Origin of the sequence: Erwinia tasmaniensis Et1/99, assembly GCF_000026185.1 — a bacterium.
Taxonomy (GTDB): domain Bacteria; phylum Pseudomonadota; class Gammaproteobacteria; order Enterobacterales; family Enterobacteriaceae; genus Erwinia; species Erwinia tasmaniensis.
In genome coordinates this window covers 3,524,360-3,536,799 of record NC_010694.1, presented here as the reverse complement: position 1 = coordinate 3,536,799, position 12,440 = coordinate 3,524,360, and the positions used below count along the sequence as shown (strand labels likewise).

Annotated in this window: 22 protein-coding genes; all 22 read left to right on the top strand. The window is 50.8% G+C overall.

Annotation, left to right across the window (positions count from 1 at the left end):
• Positions 1-28 precede the first annotated feature (28 nt).
• Entirely contained in the window at positions 29-2,137 is a 2,109-nt protein-coding gene (gene fusA, locus ETA_RS17040) for an elongation factor G (protein ID WP_012442847.1), read from the top strand.
• Between the two features lie 72 nt (positions 2,138-2,209).
• Complete coding sequence (tuf, locus tag ETA_RS17035) at positions 2,210-3,394, top strand: elongation factor Tu (RefSeq protein ID WP_012442846.1); 1,185 nt, start codon at positions 2,210-2,212, stop codon at positions 3,392-3,394.
• Between the two features lie 324 nt (positions 3,395-3,718).
• Complete coding sequence (gene rpsJ / locus ETA_RS17030; RefSeq protein WP_001181005.1) at positions 3,719-4,030, top strand: 30S ribosomal protein S10; 312 nt, start codon at positions 3,719-3,721, stop codon at positions 4,028-4,030.
• Between the two features lie 32 nt (positions 4,031-4,062).
• Positions 4,063-4,692: a 50S ribosomal protein L3 gene (gene rplC / locus ETA_RS17025; protein ID WP_012442845.1), complete on the top strand. Its 630-nt coding sequence runs from the start codon at positions 4,063-4,065 to the stop codon at positions 4,690-4,692.
• Positions 4,693-4,702: 10 nt separating this feature from the next.
• Complete coding sequence (rplD, locus tag ETA_RS17020) at positions 4,703-5,308, top strand: 50S ribosomal protein L4 (RefSeq protein WP_012442843.1); 606 nt, start codon at positions 4,703-4,705, stop codon at positions 5,306-5,308.
• Entirely contained in the window at positions 5,305-5,607 is a 303-nt protein-coding gene (gene rplW, locus ETA_RS17015) for a 50S ribosomal protein L23 (RefSeq protein ID WP_004160593.1), read from the top strand. The genes rplD and rplW overlap by 4 nt, the downstream gene beginning before the upstream one ends.
• A 17-nt stretch (positions 5,608-5,624) precedes the next feature.
• Complete coding sequence (rplB, locus tag ETA_RS17010; protein ID WP_012442842.1) at positions 5,625-6,446, top strand: 50S ribosomal protein L2; 822 nt, start codon at positions 5,625-5,627, stop codon at positions 6,444-6,446.
• Positions 6,447-6,462: 16 nt separating this feature from the next.
• The gene (gene rpsS, locus ETA_RS17005) at positions 6,463-6,741 is read left to right on the top strand and encodes a 30S ribosomal protein S19 (protein ID WP_004160590.1); all 279 of its coding nucleotides are present in this window, start codon (positions 6,463-6,465) and stop codon (positions 6,739-6,741) included.
• A 14-nt stretch (positions 6,742-6,755) separates the two neighbouring features.
• Positions 6,756-7,088, top strand: a complete 333-nt coding sequence (gene rplV, locus ETA_RS17000) for a 50S ribosomal protein L22 (RefSeq protein ID WP_000447532.1) — start codon at positions 6,756-6,758, stop codon at positions 7,086-7,088.
• A gap of 17 nt (positions 7,089-7,105) precedes the next feature.
• On the top strand, positions 7,106-7,804 hold the full coding sequence (rpsC, locus tag ETA_RS16995) for a 30S ribosomal protein S3 (RefSeq protein ID WP_002919766.1): 699 nt from the start codon (positions 7,106-7,108) through the stop codon (positions 7,802-7,804).
• Between the two features lie 12 nt (positions 7,805-7,816).
• On the top strand, positions 7,817-8,227 hold the full coding sequence (rplP, locus tag ETA_RS16990) for a 50S ribosomal protein L16 (protein WP_002438716.1): 411 nt from the start codon (positions 7,817-7,819) through the stop codon (positions 8,225-8,227).
• Positions 8,227-8,418 carry a 50S ribosomal protein L29 gene (gene rpmC, locus ETA_RS16985; protein ID WP_012442841.1) on the top strand — a complete coding sequence of 64 codons (192 nt, stop codon included), beginning with the start codon at positions 8,227-8,229 and terminating at the stop codon, positions 8,416-8,418. The genes rplP and rpmC overlap by 1 nt, the downstream gene beginning before the upstream one ends.
• Positions 8,418-8,672 carry a 30S ribosomal protein S17 gene (gene rpsQ, locus ETA_RS16980; protein ID WP_004160584.1) on the top strand — a complete coding sequence of 85 codons (255 nt, stop codon included), beginning with the start codon at positions 8,418-8,420 and terminating at the stop codon, positions 8,670-8,672. Before rpmC ends, rpsQ begins: the two co-directional genes overlap by 1 nt.
• Positions 8,673-8,838: 166 nt before the next feature.
• Positions 8,839-9,210: a 50S ribosomal protein L14 gene (gene rplN / locus ETA_RS16975; RefSeq protein ID WP_004160583.1), complete on the top strand. Its 372-nt coding sequence runs from the start codon at positions 8,839-8,841 to the stop codon at positions 9,208-9,210.
• Between the two features lie 10 nt (positions 9,211-9,220).
• Positions 9,221-9,535 (top strand): 50S ribosomal protein L24, encoded by a 315-nt coding sequence (gene rplX / locus ETA_RS16970; protein WP_012442840.1) that lies wholly within the window; start codon positions 9,221-9,223, stop codon positions 9,533-9,535.
• A gap of 14 nt (positions 9,536-9,549) precedes the next feature.
• Entirely contained in the window at positions 9,550-10,089 is a 540-nt protein-coding gene (rplE, locus tag ETA_RS16965) for a 50S ribosomal protein L5 (RefSeq protein ID WP_004160580.1), read from the top strand.
• A gap of 13 nt (positions 10,090-10,102) precedes the next feature.
• Complete coding sequence (gene rpsN / locus ETA_RS16960) at positions 10,103-10,408, top strand: 30S ribosomal protein S14 (RefSeq protein WP_012442839.1); 306 nt, start codon at positions 10,103-10,105, stop codon at positions 10,406-10,408.
• A 30-nt stretch (positions 10,409-10,438) separates the two neighbouring features.
• Positions 10,439-10,831 carry a 30S ribosomal protein S8 gene (rpsH, locus tag ETA_RS16955; protein WP_012442838.1) on the top strand — a complete coding sequence of 131 codons (393 nt, stop codon included), beginning with the start codon at positions 10,439-10,441 and terminating at the stop codon, positions 10,829-10,831.
• Between the two features lie 11 nt (positions 10,832-10,842).
• Positions 10,843-11,376 (top strand): 50S ribosomal protein L6, encoded by a 534-nt coding sequence (rplF, locus tag ETA_RS16950; RefSeq protein ID WP_012442837.1) that lies wholly within the window; start codon positions 10,843-10,845, stop codon positions 11,374-11,376.
• Positions 11,377-11,385: 9 nt separating this feature from the next.
• Positions 11,386-11,739: a 50S ribosomal protein L18 gene (gene rplR, locus ETA_RS16945; protein WP_012442836.1), complete on the top strand. Its 354-nt coding sequence runs from the start codon at positions 11,386-11,388 to the stop codon at positions 11,737-11,739.
• A 14-nt stretch (positions 11,740-11,753) separates the two neighbouring features.
• Positions 11,754-12,254: a 30S ribosomal protein S5 gene (gene rpsE, locus ETA_RS16940; protein WP_004160571.1), complete on the top strand. Its 501-nt coding sequence runs from the start codon at positions 11,754-11,756 to the stop codon at positions 12,252-12,254.
• Positions 12,255-12,259: 5 nt separating this feature from the next.
• The gene (rpmD, locus tag ETA_RS16935) at positions 12,260-12,439 is read left to right on the top strand and encodes a 50S ribosomal protein L30 (RefSeq protein ID WP_004160569.1); all 180 of its coding nucleotides are present in this window, start codon (positions 12,260-12,262) and stop codon (positions 12,437-12,439) included.
• Position 12,440: the final 1 nt, after the last annotated feature.

Sequence of the window (12,440 nt, the reverse complement as noted above, 5' to 3'; positions counted from 1 at the left end):
TAGAACGTCCGAGAATCAGAGGAATCAAATGGCTCGTACAACACCCATAACGCGCTACCGTAACATTGGTATCAGCGCACACATCGACGCCGGTAAGACGACCACTACCGAACGTATTCTGTTCTACACCGGTGTTAATCACAAAATCGGTGAAGTTCATGATGGCGCAGCCACCATGGACTGGATGGCGCAGGAGCAGGAGCGTGGTATTACCATTACCTCCGCAGCGACTACCGCTTTCTGGTCTGGTATGGCTAAGCAGTTCGAGCCGCACCGCGTCAACATCATCGACACCCCAGGACACGTTGACTTCACCATCGAAGTAGAGCGCTCTATGCGTGTACTCGATGGCGCAGTGATGGTTTACTGTGCTGTTGGTGGCGTGCAGCCACAGTCTGAAACCGTATGGCGTCAGGCTAACAAATACAAAGTTCCTCGTATCGCGTTCGTTAACAAAATGGACCGTATGGGTGCTAACTTCCTGAAAGTTGTCAGCCAGATTAAATCTCGCCTGGCGGCTAACCCGGTACCCATTCAGTTGGCAATCGGCGCGGAAGAAAAATTCACCGGTGTTGTTGACCTGGTGAAAATGAAAGCCATCAACTGGAATGAAGCTGATGCAGGTGTGACCTTCGAATACGAAGAGATCCCAGCTGACATGCAGGAACTGGCTGAAGAATGGCACCAGAACCTGGTTGAATCCGCAGCGGAAGCCTCTGAAGAGCTGATGGAAAAATACCTGGGCGGTGAAGAACTGACTGAAGAAGAGATCAAAAAAGCTCTGCGTCAGCGTGTTCTGAACAACGAAGTTATCCTGGTAACCTGTGGTTCTGCCTTTAAGAACAAAGGCGTGCAGGCGATGCTGGATGCGGTAATTGAATACCTGCCAGCACCAACTGACGTTACCGCGATTAACGGTATCCTGGACGATGGCAAAGACACTCCGGCCGTGCGTCACTCTGACGACAAAGAGCCGTTTGCTGCGCTGGCGTTCAAAATTGCTACCGACCCGTTTGTAGGTAACCTGACCTTCTTCCGCGTGTACTCTGGCGTTGTTAACTCCGGCGACACCGTGATGAACCCGGTTAAATCTCAGCGTGAACGTCTGGGCCGTATCGTACAGATGCACGCTAACAAACGTGAAGAGATCAAAGAAGTTCGCGCAGGCGACATCGCTGCGGCTATCGGTCTGAAAGACGTGACTACCGGTGACACTCTGTGTGACCCGAGCAACGTGATCATTCTGGAGCGCATGGAGTTCCCTGAGCCGGTGATCTCCGTTGCGGTTGAACCAAAAACCAAAGCTGACCAGGAAAAAATGGGTCTGGCTCTGGGCCGTCTGGCGAAAGAAGATCCATCATTCCGCGTATGGACTGACGAAGAATCAGGTCAGACTATCATCGCCGGTATGGGTGAGCTTCACCTGGACATCCTGGTTGACCGTATGAAACGTGAGTTCAACGTTGAAGCCAACGTTGGTAAGCCTCAGGTAGCCTACCGTGAAACCATCCGTGAGACCGTTAAGGATGTTGAAGGTAAGCATGCTAAGCAGTCTGGTGGTCGCGGTCAGTTCGGTCACGTTGTGATCGATATGGGGCCTCTGGAAGCTGGCGGTCCTGGTTACGAGTTCGTCAACGACATCGTGGGTGGTTCGATTCCTAAAGAATTCATCCCAGCCGTTGATAAAGGTATTCAGGAGCAGCTGAAGTCCGGTCCTCTGGCTGGCTACCCTGTTGTTGATATCAAGGTTCGTCTGCATTACGGTTCATACCATGATGTTGACTCCTCCGAGCTGGCGTTTAAACTGGCTGCTTCTCTGGCCTTTAAATCTGCGTTCGGTAAAGCGAAACCTGTGCTCCTTGAGCCGGTAATGAAGGTCGAAGTAGAAACGCCAGAAGACTACATGGGTGACGTAATCGGTGACCTTAACCGTCGTCGCGGCATGATCGAAGGTATGGAAGATACTTCTACCGGTAAGACCGTTCGTGCTCAGGTACCACTGTCTGAAATGTTTGGTTATGCAACTGACCTGCGTTCACAGACTCAGGGCCGCGCTTCATACTCTATGGAGTTCCTGAAGTACGCTGAAGCGCCGAACAACGTCGCTCAGGCCGTTATCGAAGCCCGTGGCAAATAAGTTCTCGGGTTTACACCATTGATCCCGTGCTCACCTCCCACAGGGTGAGCACAGAAAGGAAGGAATATCGCCGTGGCTAAAGAGAAATTTGAACGTTCTAAACCGCACGTCAACGTAGGTACTATCGGCCACGTTGACCACGGTAAAACTACCCTGACTGCTGCTATCACCACCGTACTGGCTAAAACCTACGGCGGCTCAGCTCGTGCATTCGACCAGATCGATAACGCACCAGAAGAAAAAGCACGTGGTATCACCATCAACACGTCTCACGTTGAATATGACACCCCGTCTCGCCACTACGCGCACGTTGACTGCCCGGGCCACGCCGACTATGTGAAAAACATGATCACCGGTGCTGCGCAGATGGACGGCGCGATCCTGGTTGTTGCTGCGACTGACGGCCCAATGCCTCAGACCCGTGAGCACATCCTGCTGGGTCGTCAGGTTGGCGTTCCATACATCATCGTGTTCCTGAACAAGTGCGACATGGTTGATGATGAAGAGCTGCTGGAGCTGGTTGAGATGGAAGTACGTGACCTGCTGTCACAGTACGACTTCCCAGGCGACGACACCCCAATCGTTCACGGTTCTGCGCTGAAAGCGCTGGAAGGTGAAGCAGAGTGGGAAGCTAAGATCGTTGAACTGGCTGGTCACCTGGATAACTACATCCCGGAACCAGAGCGTGCGATTGACAAGCCATTCCTGCTGCCAATCGAAGACGTATTCTCCATCTCTGGCCGTGGTACCGTTGTTACCGGTCGTGTAGAGCGCGGTATCGTTAAAGTGGGTGAAGAAGTTGAGATCGTTGGTATCAAAGATACCGTGAAATCAACCTGTACCGGCGTTGAAATGTTCCGTAAGCTGCTGGACGAAGGCCGTGCGGGTGAGAACTGTGGTATCCTGCTGCGCGGTATTAAGCGCGAAGATATCCAGCGTGGTCAGGTTCTGGCTAAGCCAGGCACCATCAAGCCACACACCAAGTTCGAGTCAGAAGTTTATATTCTGTCTAAAGACGAAGGCGGCCGTCATACTCCGTTCTTCAAAGGCTACCGTCCACAGTTCTACTTCCGTACAACTGACGTGACCGGTACCATCGAACTGCCAGAAGGCGTTGAGATGGTGATGCCAGGTGACAACATTCAGATGGTTGTTACCCTGATCCACCCAATCGCGATGGATGACGGCCTGCGTTTCGCCATCCGTGAAGGTGGTCGTACCGTTGGTGCGGGTGTTGTTGCTAAAGTTATCGCTTAATTGCTGATATCTGTCTGACAAGGTTTACCCCTGTCAGAGCAAATAAAAAGGGCGCTTCGGCGCTCTTTTTTTATCCGTGAAAATCCGCGGCGTCATTTATAAAAGTAAGATTGCTGTTGCTTTGCCTCTAAATGTACGTATAATACGCGGGCCTGCCAATATGGTATGGCGCAGCTCGATATGAGTTGCAGACCAGTACGCAAGTGCTCGTCAACAATACTCGCGATATGCGGGTTATGTGCTCAACGATTACACTCCTCCATCAATCGTAATGGATGCGAGTAGTAATTCTTTTCGTTTATAAATAATTGGAGCTCTGGTCTCATGCAGAACCAAAGAATCCGTATCCGTCTTAAAGCGTTTGATCATCGTCTGATCGATCAATCAACTGCGGAAATCGTAGAGACTGCCAAGCGCACTGGTGCGCAGGTACGTGGTCCTATCCCGCTGCCGACCCGCAAAGAGCGCTTTACTGTTCTGATCTCCCCGCACGTCAATAAAGACGCGCGCGATCAGTATGAAATTCGCACTCACAAGCGTCTGGTTGACATCGTTGAGCCAACTGAAAAAACGGTTGATGCTCTGATGCGTCTGGATCTGGCTGCCGGTGTAGACGTGCAGATCAGCCTGGGTTAATCAGGTCATTGAGCGATTGAGAGGTTGAAACAATGATTGGTTTAGTCGGTAAGAAAGTGGGTATGACTCGTATCTTCACAGAAGATGGCGTTTCTATCCCTGTAACCGTGATCGAAATTGAAGCAAACCGCGTTACTCAGGTCAAAGGCCTGGAAAACGACGGTTACACTGCTATTCAGGTAACTACCGGTGCTAAAAAAGCAAGCCGCGTAACTAAGCCTGCAGCAGGTCACTTTGCTAAAGCTGGCGTTGAAGCTGGCCGTGGTCTGTGGGAATTCCGCACTGCTGAAGGCGCAGAGTTCACCGTAGGTCAGAGCATTAATGTTGACATTTTCGCTGACGTGAAAAAAGTTGACGTGACTGGAACATCTAAAGGTAAAGGTTTTGCCGGTACTGTAAAACGCTGGAACTTCCGTACTCAGGATGCGACTCACGGTAACTCCTTGTCTCACCGCGTTCCGGGTTCTATCGGTCAGAACCAGACTCCGGGCAAAGTGTTTAAAGGCAAGAAAATGGCAGGCCAGCTGGGTAACGAACGTGTAACCGTTCAGAGCCTGGACGTGGTACGCGTTGACGCTGAGCGCAACCTGCTGCTGGTTAAAGGTGCAGTTCCCGGTGCTACCGGTAGCGACCTTATCGTTAAACCAGCTGTGAAGGCGTAAGGGGATAGCAATGGAATTAGTATTGAAAGACGCGCAAAGCGCGCTGACTGTTTCCGAAACTACCTTCGGTCGTGATTTCAACGAAGCGCTGGTACACCAGGTTGTTGTTGCTTATGCAGCAGGTGCCCGTCAGGGTACCCGTGCTCAGAAGACGCGTGCTGAAGTTACTGGTTCAGGCAAAAAGCCTTGGCGCCAGAAAGGTACCGGCCGTGCGCGTGCAGGTTCTGTAAAGAGCCCAATCTGGCGTTCAGGTGGTGTAACCTTCGCTGCGAAGTCGCAGGACCACAGTCAAAAAGTTAACAAAAAGATGTACCGCGGCGCGCTGAAAAGCATCCTGTCCGAACTGGTACGTCAAGATCGTCTGATCGTTGTCGAGCAGTTCTCTCTGGAAGCGCCTAAAACTAAGCTGCTGGCAGAGAAACTGAAAGACATGGCGCTGGAAGACGTGCTGATCATCACTGGCGAGCTGGAAGAGAACCTGTTCCTGGCCGCGCGTAACCTGTACAAGGTTGACGTACGTGATGCAGCAGGTATCGATCCAGTTAGCCTGATCGCCTTCGACAAAGTCGTTATGACTGCTGATGCAGTTAAGCAAGTTGAGGAGATGCTGGCATGATCCGTGAAGAACGTCTGCTGAAAGTACTGCGCGCGCCGCACGTATCTGAAAAAGCATCTGCTGCGATGGAAAAAACTAACACCATCGTTCTCAAAGTTGCGAAAGATGCGACCAAAGCAGAAATCAAAGCCGCTGTACAGAAACTTTTCGAAGTTGAAGTTGAAGTCGTGAACACTTTGCTGGTTAAAGGCAAGTCTAAGCGTCAGGGACAGCGTATTGGTCGTCGTAGCGACTGGAAAAAAGCTTACGTCACCCTGAAAGAAGGCCAGAATCTGGACTTCGCAGGCGGCGCTGAGTAAGTCGGAGGAGAAGAACAATGGCAATTGTTAAATGTAAACCGACATCTCCGGGTCGTCGTCACGTAGTTAAAGTGGTGAACCTAGAGCTGCACAAGGGCAAACCATTTGCCCCGCTGGTAGAAAAAAACAGCAAATCTGGCGGCCGTAACAACAATGGTCGTATCACTACCCGTCATATCGGTGGTGGTCACAAGCAGGCTTACCGTATTGTTGACTTCAAACGCAACAAAGATGGTATCCCAGCGACCGTTGAACGTCTTGAGTACGATCCGAACCGCTCTGCGAACATCGCACTGGTTCTGTACAAAGACGGTGAACGCCGTTACATCCTGGCCCCTAAAGGCCTGAAAGCTGGCGACCAGATTCAGTCTGGCGTTGATGCTGCGATTAAAGCAGGTAACACCCTGCCGATGCGTAACATCCCAGTCGGTTCTACCGTGCATAACGTAGAAATGAAACCAGGCAAAGGCGGTCAGATTGCTCGCTCAGCCGGTACTTACGTGCAGATCGTTGCGCGTGAAGGTTCTTACGTCACCCTGCGTCTGCGTTCAGGTGAAATGCGTAAAGTCGAATCTGACTGCCGCGCAACCTTGGGCGAAGTCGGTAACGCTGAGCACATGCTGCGCGTTCTGGGTAAAGCCGGTGCCGCTCGTTGGCGTGGTGTTCGTCCTACCGTTCGCGGTACTGCGATGAACCCAGTCGATCACCCGCACGGTGGTGGTGAAGGTCGTAACTTTGGTAAGCACCCGGTATCCCCGTGGGGCCTCCAGACCAAAGGTAAGAAGACCCGTAGCAACAAGCGTACTGATAAATTTATCGTACGTCGCCGTAGCAAATAATTTTAGAGGATAAGCCATGCCACGTTCTCTCAAGAAAGGTCCTTTTATTGACCTGCACTTGCTGAAGAAGGTAGAGAAAGCTTTGGAAAGCGGAGACAAGAAGCCACTGCGCACTTGGTCCCGTCGTTCAACGATCTTCCCTAACATGATCGGTTTGACCATCGCTGTCCATAATGGTCGTCAGCACGTTCCTGTCTTTGTTTCCGACGAAATGGTCGGTCACAAACTGGGTGAATTTGCTCCGACTCGTACTTATCGCGGCCACGCGGCTGATAAAAAAGCCAAGAAACGCTAAGGCAGGAGGAAGAGATGGAAACTATCGCTAAACATCGCCACGCTCGTTCTTCTGCACAGAAGGTTCGCTTGGTAGCGGATCTTGTACGCGGTAAGAAAGTGTCGCAGGCTCTGGACATTCTGACCTACACCAATAAGAAAGCGGCTGTACTGGTTAAGAAGGTTCTGGAATCTGCCATTGCTAACGCCGAACACAACGATGGCGCTGACATTGATGATCTGAAAGTCACGAAAATCTTCGTAGACGAAGGCCCAAGCATGAAGCGCATTATGCCGCGTGCAAAAGGTCGTGCAGATCGCATCCTGAAGCGCACCAGCCACATTACTGTGGTTGTGTCCGATCGCTGAGACTCTGGAGACTAGCAATGGGTCAGAAAGTACATCCTAATGGTATTCGCCTGGGTATTGTTAAACCCTGGAACTCTACTTGGTTCGCCAATACCAAAGAATTCGCTGACAACCTGGACAGCGACTTTAAAGTTCGTCAGTTCCTGACTAAAGAACTGGCTAAAGCATCCGTCTCTCGTATTGTTATCGAGCGTCCGGCTAAGAGCATCCGTGTGACTATTCACACCGCTCGTCCTGGCATCGTTATCGGTAAGAAAGGTGAAGATGTAGAAAAACTGCGCAAGGTCGTAGCGGATATCGCTGGCGTTCCTGCACAGATCAATATCGCCGAAGTCCGTAAACCGGAACTGGACGCTAAATTGGTTGCTGACAGCATCACTTCACAGCTGGAGCGTCGTGTGATGTTCCGTCGTGCTATGAAGCGTGCGGTACAGAACGCAATGCGTCTGGGCGCTAAAGGGATCAAAGTTGAAGTTAGTGGCCGTCTGGGCGGTGCAGAAATCGCGCGTACCGAATGGTACCGTGAAGGCCGCGTGCCGTTGCACACCCTGCGTGCAGACATTGACTACAACACCTCTGAAGCGCACACCACTTATGGTGTAATCGGCGTTAAGGTATGGATCTTCAAAGGCGAGATCCTGGGTGGTATGGCTGCTGTTGAACAACCGGAACCGGCTGCTCAACCTAAAAAGCAGCAGCGTAAAGGCCGTAAGTAAGGAGAGTCGCTGATGTTACAACCAAAGCGTACAAAATTCCGTAAAGTGCACAAAGGCCGCAACCGTGGTCTGGCGCAGGGTACGGATGTTAGCTTCGGTACTTTCGGTCTGAAAGCTGTTGGCCGTGGTCGTCTGACCGCACGTCAGATCGAAGCAGCACGTCGTGCAATGACCCGTGCAGTTAAGCGTCAAGGTAAAATTTGGATCCGTGTATTCCCGGACAAACCAATTACCGAGAAGCCGCTGGAAGTGCGTATGGGTAAAGGTAAAGGTAACGTAGAGTATTGGGTTGCCTTGATCCAGCCAGGTAAAGTCCTGTATGAAATGGACGGTGTTCCGGAAGAGCTGGCCCGTGAAGCATTCAAGCTGGCAGCAGCAAAACTGCCTATCAAAACCACCTTTGTAACTAAGACGGTGATGTAATGAAAGCAACAGAGCTGCGTGAAAAAAGCGTTGAAGAGCTGAACACTGAGCTACTTAACCTGCTGCGTGAGCAGTTCAACCTGCGCATGCAGGCAGCATCCGGCCAGCTACAACAGACTCATGTGTTGAAGCAGCTGCGTCGTGATGTTGCACGCGTTAAGACTTTACTGACTGAGAAGGCGGGTGCGTAATGACCGATAAAATCCGTACTCTGCAAGGTCGTGTGACTAGTGACAAAATGGAGAAATCCATTGTTGTGGCTATCGAACGTTTTGTGAAACACCCAATTTACGGGAAATTCATCAAGCGTACGACCAAACTGCACGTACACGACGAGAACAATGAATGTGGTATCGGCGACGTGGTTATCATCCGCGAATGCCGTCCACTGTCCAAGACTAAGTCATGGACGCTGGTTCGCGTTGTAGAGAAAGCGATTCTGTAATAGAATTCGTCTCTCTAAAAAATAAGATAAACGGCTCGTCTGAGCCGTTTATTTTTTCTACCCTTATGCGAGAAGCAGTGTTATAATGCTGCGCCCTCAATTATGGGGCTATTAAACGACCTGAATCAGGTCCCGAAGTAGTAGTTGACATTAGCGGAGCACTAAAATGATCCAAGAACAGACTATGCTGAACGTCGCCGACAACTCCGGTGCACGTCGCGTAATGTGTATCAAGGTTCTGGGTGGCTCGCACCGTCGCTACGCAGGCGTAGGCGACATCATCAAAATTACCATCAAGGAAGCAATTCCTCGCGGTAAGGTTAAGAAGGGTGATGTGCTGAAAGCGGTAGTGGTGCGCACCAGGAAGGGTGTTCGTCGCCCGGACGGTTCTGTCATTCGCTTCGATGGTAATGCATGCGTTATTTTAAACAATAACAGTGAGCAGCCTATCGGAACGCGTATTTTTGGGCCGGTAACTCGTGAACTTCGTACTGAAAAGTTCATGAAAATTATCTCTCTGGCACCAGAAGTACTCTAAGGAGCGAAAAATGGCAGCTAAAATCCGTCGCGATGACGAAGTTATCGTGCTGACCGGCAAAGATAAAGGTAAGCGCGGTAAAGTAAAAAATGTTCTGTCTTCCGGCAAGATCATTGTTGAAGGTATCAACCTGGTTAAAAAACATCAGAAGCCTGTACCGGCCCTGAACCAACCAGGTGGCATCGTTGAAAAAGAAGCTGCTCTGCAGATTTCTAACGTTGCGCTCTTCAACTCGGCAACCGGTAAGGCTGACCGTGTAGGCTTTAGATTCGAAGACGGCAAAAAAGTCCGTTTCTTCAAGTCTAACAGCGAAACTATCAAGTAACTTGGAGTAGTACGATGGCGAAACTGCATGATTACTACAAAGACGAAGTAGTTAAAAAACTCATGACTGAGTTTAGCTACAATTCTGTCATGCAAGTCCCTCGGGTCGAGAAGATCACCCTGAATATGGGTGTGGGTGAAGCGATCGCTGACAAGAAACTGCTGGATAACGCAGCAGCTGATTTGGCAGCAATCTCCGGTCAAAAGCCGTTTATCACCAAAGCACGCAAGTCAGTTGCAGGCTTCAAAATCCGTCAGGGCTATCCGATCGGCTGTAAAGTAACTCTGCGTGGCGAACGCATGTGGGAGTTCTTTGAGCGTCTGATTTCTATTGCTGTTCCACGTATCCGTGACTTCCGTGGCCTGTCCGCTAAGTCATTCGATGGCCGTGGTAACTACAGCATGGGCGTTCGTGAGCAGATCATCTTCCCAGAAATCGACTATGACAAAGTCGACCGCGTTCGTGGTATGGATATCACCATTACCACTACTGCGAAATCTGATGATGAAGGCCGCGCACTGTTGGCTGCTTTTAACTTCCCGTTCCGCAAGTAAGGCAGGGTTACTGATGGCTAAGCAATCGATGAAAGCACGCGAAGTCGTTCGCGTGAAACTGGCTGACAAGTACCGCGCTAAACGCGAGGAGCTGAAAGCTATCATTTCTAGCGTGAACTCGTCCGACGAAGATCGTTGGAACGCTGTTCTCAAGCTGCAATCTCTGCCGCGTGATTCCAGCCCGTCCCGTCAGCGTAAGCGCTGCCGCCAAACTGGCCGTCCACATGGTTATGTGGGCAAATTCGGGTTGAGCCGTATCAAGTTGCGTGAAGCCGCCATGCGCGGTGAAGTACCTGGCTTGAAAAAGGCTAGCTGGTAATTACCAATTGAATCACGGGAGTAAAGACAGATGAGCATGCAAGATCCGATCGCGGATATGCTGACCCGTATCCGTAACGGTCAATCCGCAAACAAAGTTGCGGTCACTATGCCTTCCTCCAAGCTGAAATTGGCAATCGCCAACGTGCTGAAGGAAGAAGGTTATATTGAAGAATTTAAAATCGAAGGCGACACCAAGCCAGAACTGGAACTGACTCTTAAGTATTTCCAGGGCAAGGCAGTGGTAGAGAGCATTCAGCGTGTAAGCCGTCCAGGTCTGCGTATCTACAAACGCAAAGACGAACTGCCAAAAGTAATGGCTGGACTGGGTATCGCTGTTGTTTCTACCTCTAAAGGTGTTATGACCGATCGTGCAGCACGCCAGGCTGGTCTTGGCGGCGAAATTATCTGCTACGTAGCTTAATCGGAGGAAAAATGTCTCGTGTTGCTAAAGCACCTGTCGTCATTCCTGCCGGCGTAGAGGTAAAACTCGACGGTCAGGTAATTTCGATTAAAGGTAAAAACGGCGAGCTGACTCGTACGCTCAACAATGCCGTAGAAGTTAAGCATGCTGACAACACCCTGACTTTCGCTCCGCGCGAAGGTTTTGCGGATGGTTGGGCGCAGGCAGGTACTTCTCGCGCTCTGCTGAACGCTATGGTTATCGGTGTTACCGAAGGCTTCACTAAGAAGCTGCAGCTGGTTGGTGTAGGTTATCGTGCAGCCGTTAAAGGCAACGCAGTGAGTTTAGCCTTGGGCTTCTCTCACCCCGTTGAACACGCACTGCCAGCGGGAATCACTGCTGAATGTCCAACTCAGACTGAAATCGTGCTGAAAGGCGCTGATAAACAGCTGATTGGTCAGGTTGCAGCCGATCTACGCGCCTACCGTCGTCCTGAGCCTTACAAAGGCAAGGGTGTTCGTTACGCCGACGAAGTCGTGCGTACCAAAGAGGCTAAGAAGAAGTAAGGTAACACTATGGATAAGAAATCTGCTCGTATCCGTCGTGCGACCCGCGCACGTCGCAAGCTCAAAGAGCTGGGTGCTACTCGCCTGGTGGTACATCGTACCCCGCGTCATATTTACGCACAGGTAATCGCACCTAACGGTTCTGAAGTCCTGGTTGCCGCTTCTACTGTAGAAAAAGCAATCGGTGAGCAATTGAAGTACACTGGAAACAAAGACGCTGCTGCTGCTGTTGGTAAAGCAGTTGCTGAACGCGCAATCGAAAAAGGCATCACTGGTGTTTCTTTCGACCGTTCTGGTTTCCAATATCATGGTCGTGTCCAGGCACTGGCAGATGCTGCCCGTGAAGCTGGCCTACAGTTCTAAGGTAGAGGTGTAAGATGGCACACATCGAAAAACAAGCTGGCGAACTGCAGGAAAAGCTGATCGCGGTTAATCGCGTATCTAAAACCGTTAAAGGTGGCCGTATTTTCTCCTTCACAGCTCTGACTGTTGTTGGTGATGGTAATGGTCGCATTGGTTTTGGTTACGGTAAAGCGCGTGAAGTTCCAGCAGCGATCCAGAAAGCGATGGAAAAAGCTCGTCGCAATATGATCAATGTCGCGCTGAACAACGGCACCCTGCAGCACCCTGTTAAAGGCGTGCACACAGGTTCTCGCGTGTTCATGCAGCCAGCTTCAGAAGGTACCGGTATTATTGCCGGTGGTGCAATGCGCGCCGTTCTGGAAGTTGCTGGGGTTCATAACGTTCTGGCTAAAGCCTACGGTTCCACTAACCCGATCAACGTGGTTCGTGCAACTCTGGATGGCCTGGCCAACATGAATTCCCCAGAAATGGTCGCTGCCAAGCGTGGCAAATCCGTTGAAGACATTCTGGGGTAATGACCATGGCTAAGACTATTAAGATTACTCAAACCCGTAGTTCGATCGGTCGTTTGCCTAAACACAAGGCAACACTGCTTGGCCTGGGTCTGCGTCGTATTAACCACACCGTAGAGCGTGAAGACACGCCAGCTGTACGCGGTATGGTTAACGCGATTTCCTACATGGTTAAAGTGGAGGAGTAAC

Bases quoted from the DNA above. Each gene is read 5' to 3' on its own strand.
- rplE (WP_004160580.1), top strand. From the start codon at position 9,550: ATGGCGAAACTGCATGATTACTACAAAGACGAAGTAGTTAAAAAACTC.
- rplN (WP_004160583.1), top strand. From the start codon at position 8,839: ATGATCCAAGAACAGACTATGCTGAACGTCGCCGACAACTCCGGTGCA.
- rpsJ (WP_001181005.1), top strand. From the start codon at position 3,719: ATGCAGAACCAAAGAATCCGTATCCGTCTTAAAGCGTTTGATCATCGT.
- rpsN (WP_012442839.1), top strand. From the start codon at position 10,103: ATGGCTAAGCAATCGATGAAAGCACGCGAAGTCGTTCGCGTGAAACTG.
- rpsC (WP_002919766.1), top strand. From the start codon at position 7,106: ATGGGTCAGAAAGTACATCCTAATGGTATTCGCCTGGGTATTGTTAAA.
- rpsH (WP_012442838.1), top strand. From the start codon at position 10,439: ATGAGCATGCAAGATCCGATCGCGGATATGCTGACCCGTATCCGTAAC.
- rplV (WP_000447532.1), top strand. From the start codon at position 6,756: ATGGAAACTATCGCTAAACATCGCCACGCTCGTTCTTCTGCACAGAAG.
- rplF (WP_012442837.1), top strand. From the start codon at position 10,843: ATGTCTCGTGTTGCTAAAGCACCTGTCGTCATTCCTGCCGGCGTAGAG.
- rplX (WP_012442840.1), top strand. From the start codon at position 9,221: ATGGCAGCTAAAATCCGTCGCGATGACGAAGTTATCGTGCTGACCGGC.
- rplR (WP_012442836.1), top strand. From the start codon at position 11,386: ATGGATAAGAAATCTGCTCGTATCCGTCGTGCGACCCGCGCACGTCGC.
- rpsE (WP_004160571.1), top strand. From the start codon at position 11,754: ATGGCACACATCGAAAAACAAGCTGGCGAACTGCAGGAAAAGCTGATC.
- rpmC (WP_012442841.1), top strand. From the start codon at position 8,227: ATGAAAGCAACAGAGCTGCGTGAAAAAAGCGTTGAAGAGCTGAACACT.
- rpmD (WP_004160569.1), top strand. From the start codon at position 12,260: ATGGCTAAGACTATTAAGATTACTCAAACCCGTAGTTCGATCGGTCGT.
- rplP (WP_002438716.1), top strand. From the start codon at position 7,817: ATGTTACAACCAAAGCGTACAAAATTCCGTAAAGTGCACAAAGGCCGC.
- rplB (WP_012442842.1), top strand. From the start codon at position 5,625: ATGGCAATTGTTAAATGTAAACCGACATCTCCGGGTCGTCGTCACGTA.
- rpsS (WP_004160590.1), top strand. From the start codon at position 6,463: ATGCCACGTTCTCTCAAGAAAGGTCCTTTTATTGACCTGCACTTGCTG.
- rplW (WP_004160593.1), top strand. From the start codon at position 5,305: ATGATCCGTGAAGAACGTCTGCTGAAAGTACTGCGCGCGCCGCACGTA.
- rpsQ (WP_004160584.1), top strand. From the start codon at position 8,418: ATGACCGATAAAATCCGTACTCTGCAAGGTCGTGTGACTAGTGACAAA.
- rplD (WP_012442843.1), top strand. From the start codon at position 4,703: ATGGAATTAGTATTGAAAGACGCGCAAAGCGCGCTGACTGTTTCCGAA.
- fusA (WP_012442847.1), top strand. From the start codon at position 29: ATGGCTCGTACAACACCCATAACGCGCTACCGTAACATTGGTATCAGC.
- rplC (WP_012442845.1), top strand. From the start codon at position 4,063: ATGATTGGTTTAGTCGGTAAGAAAGTGGGTATGACTCGTATCTTCACA.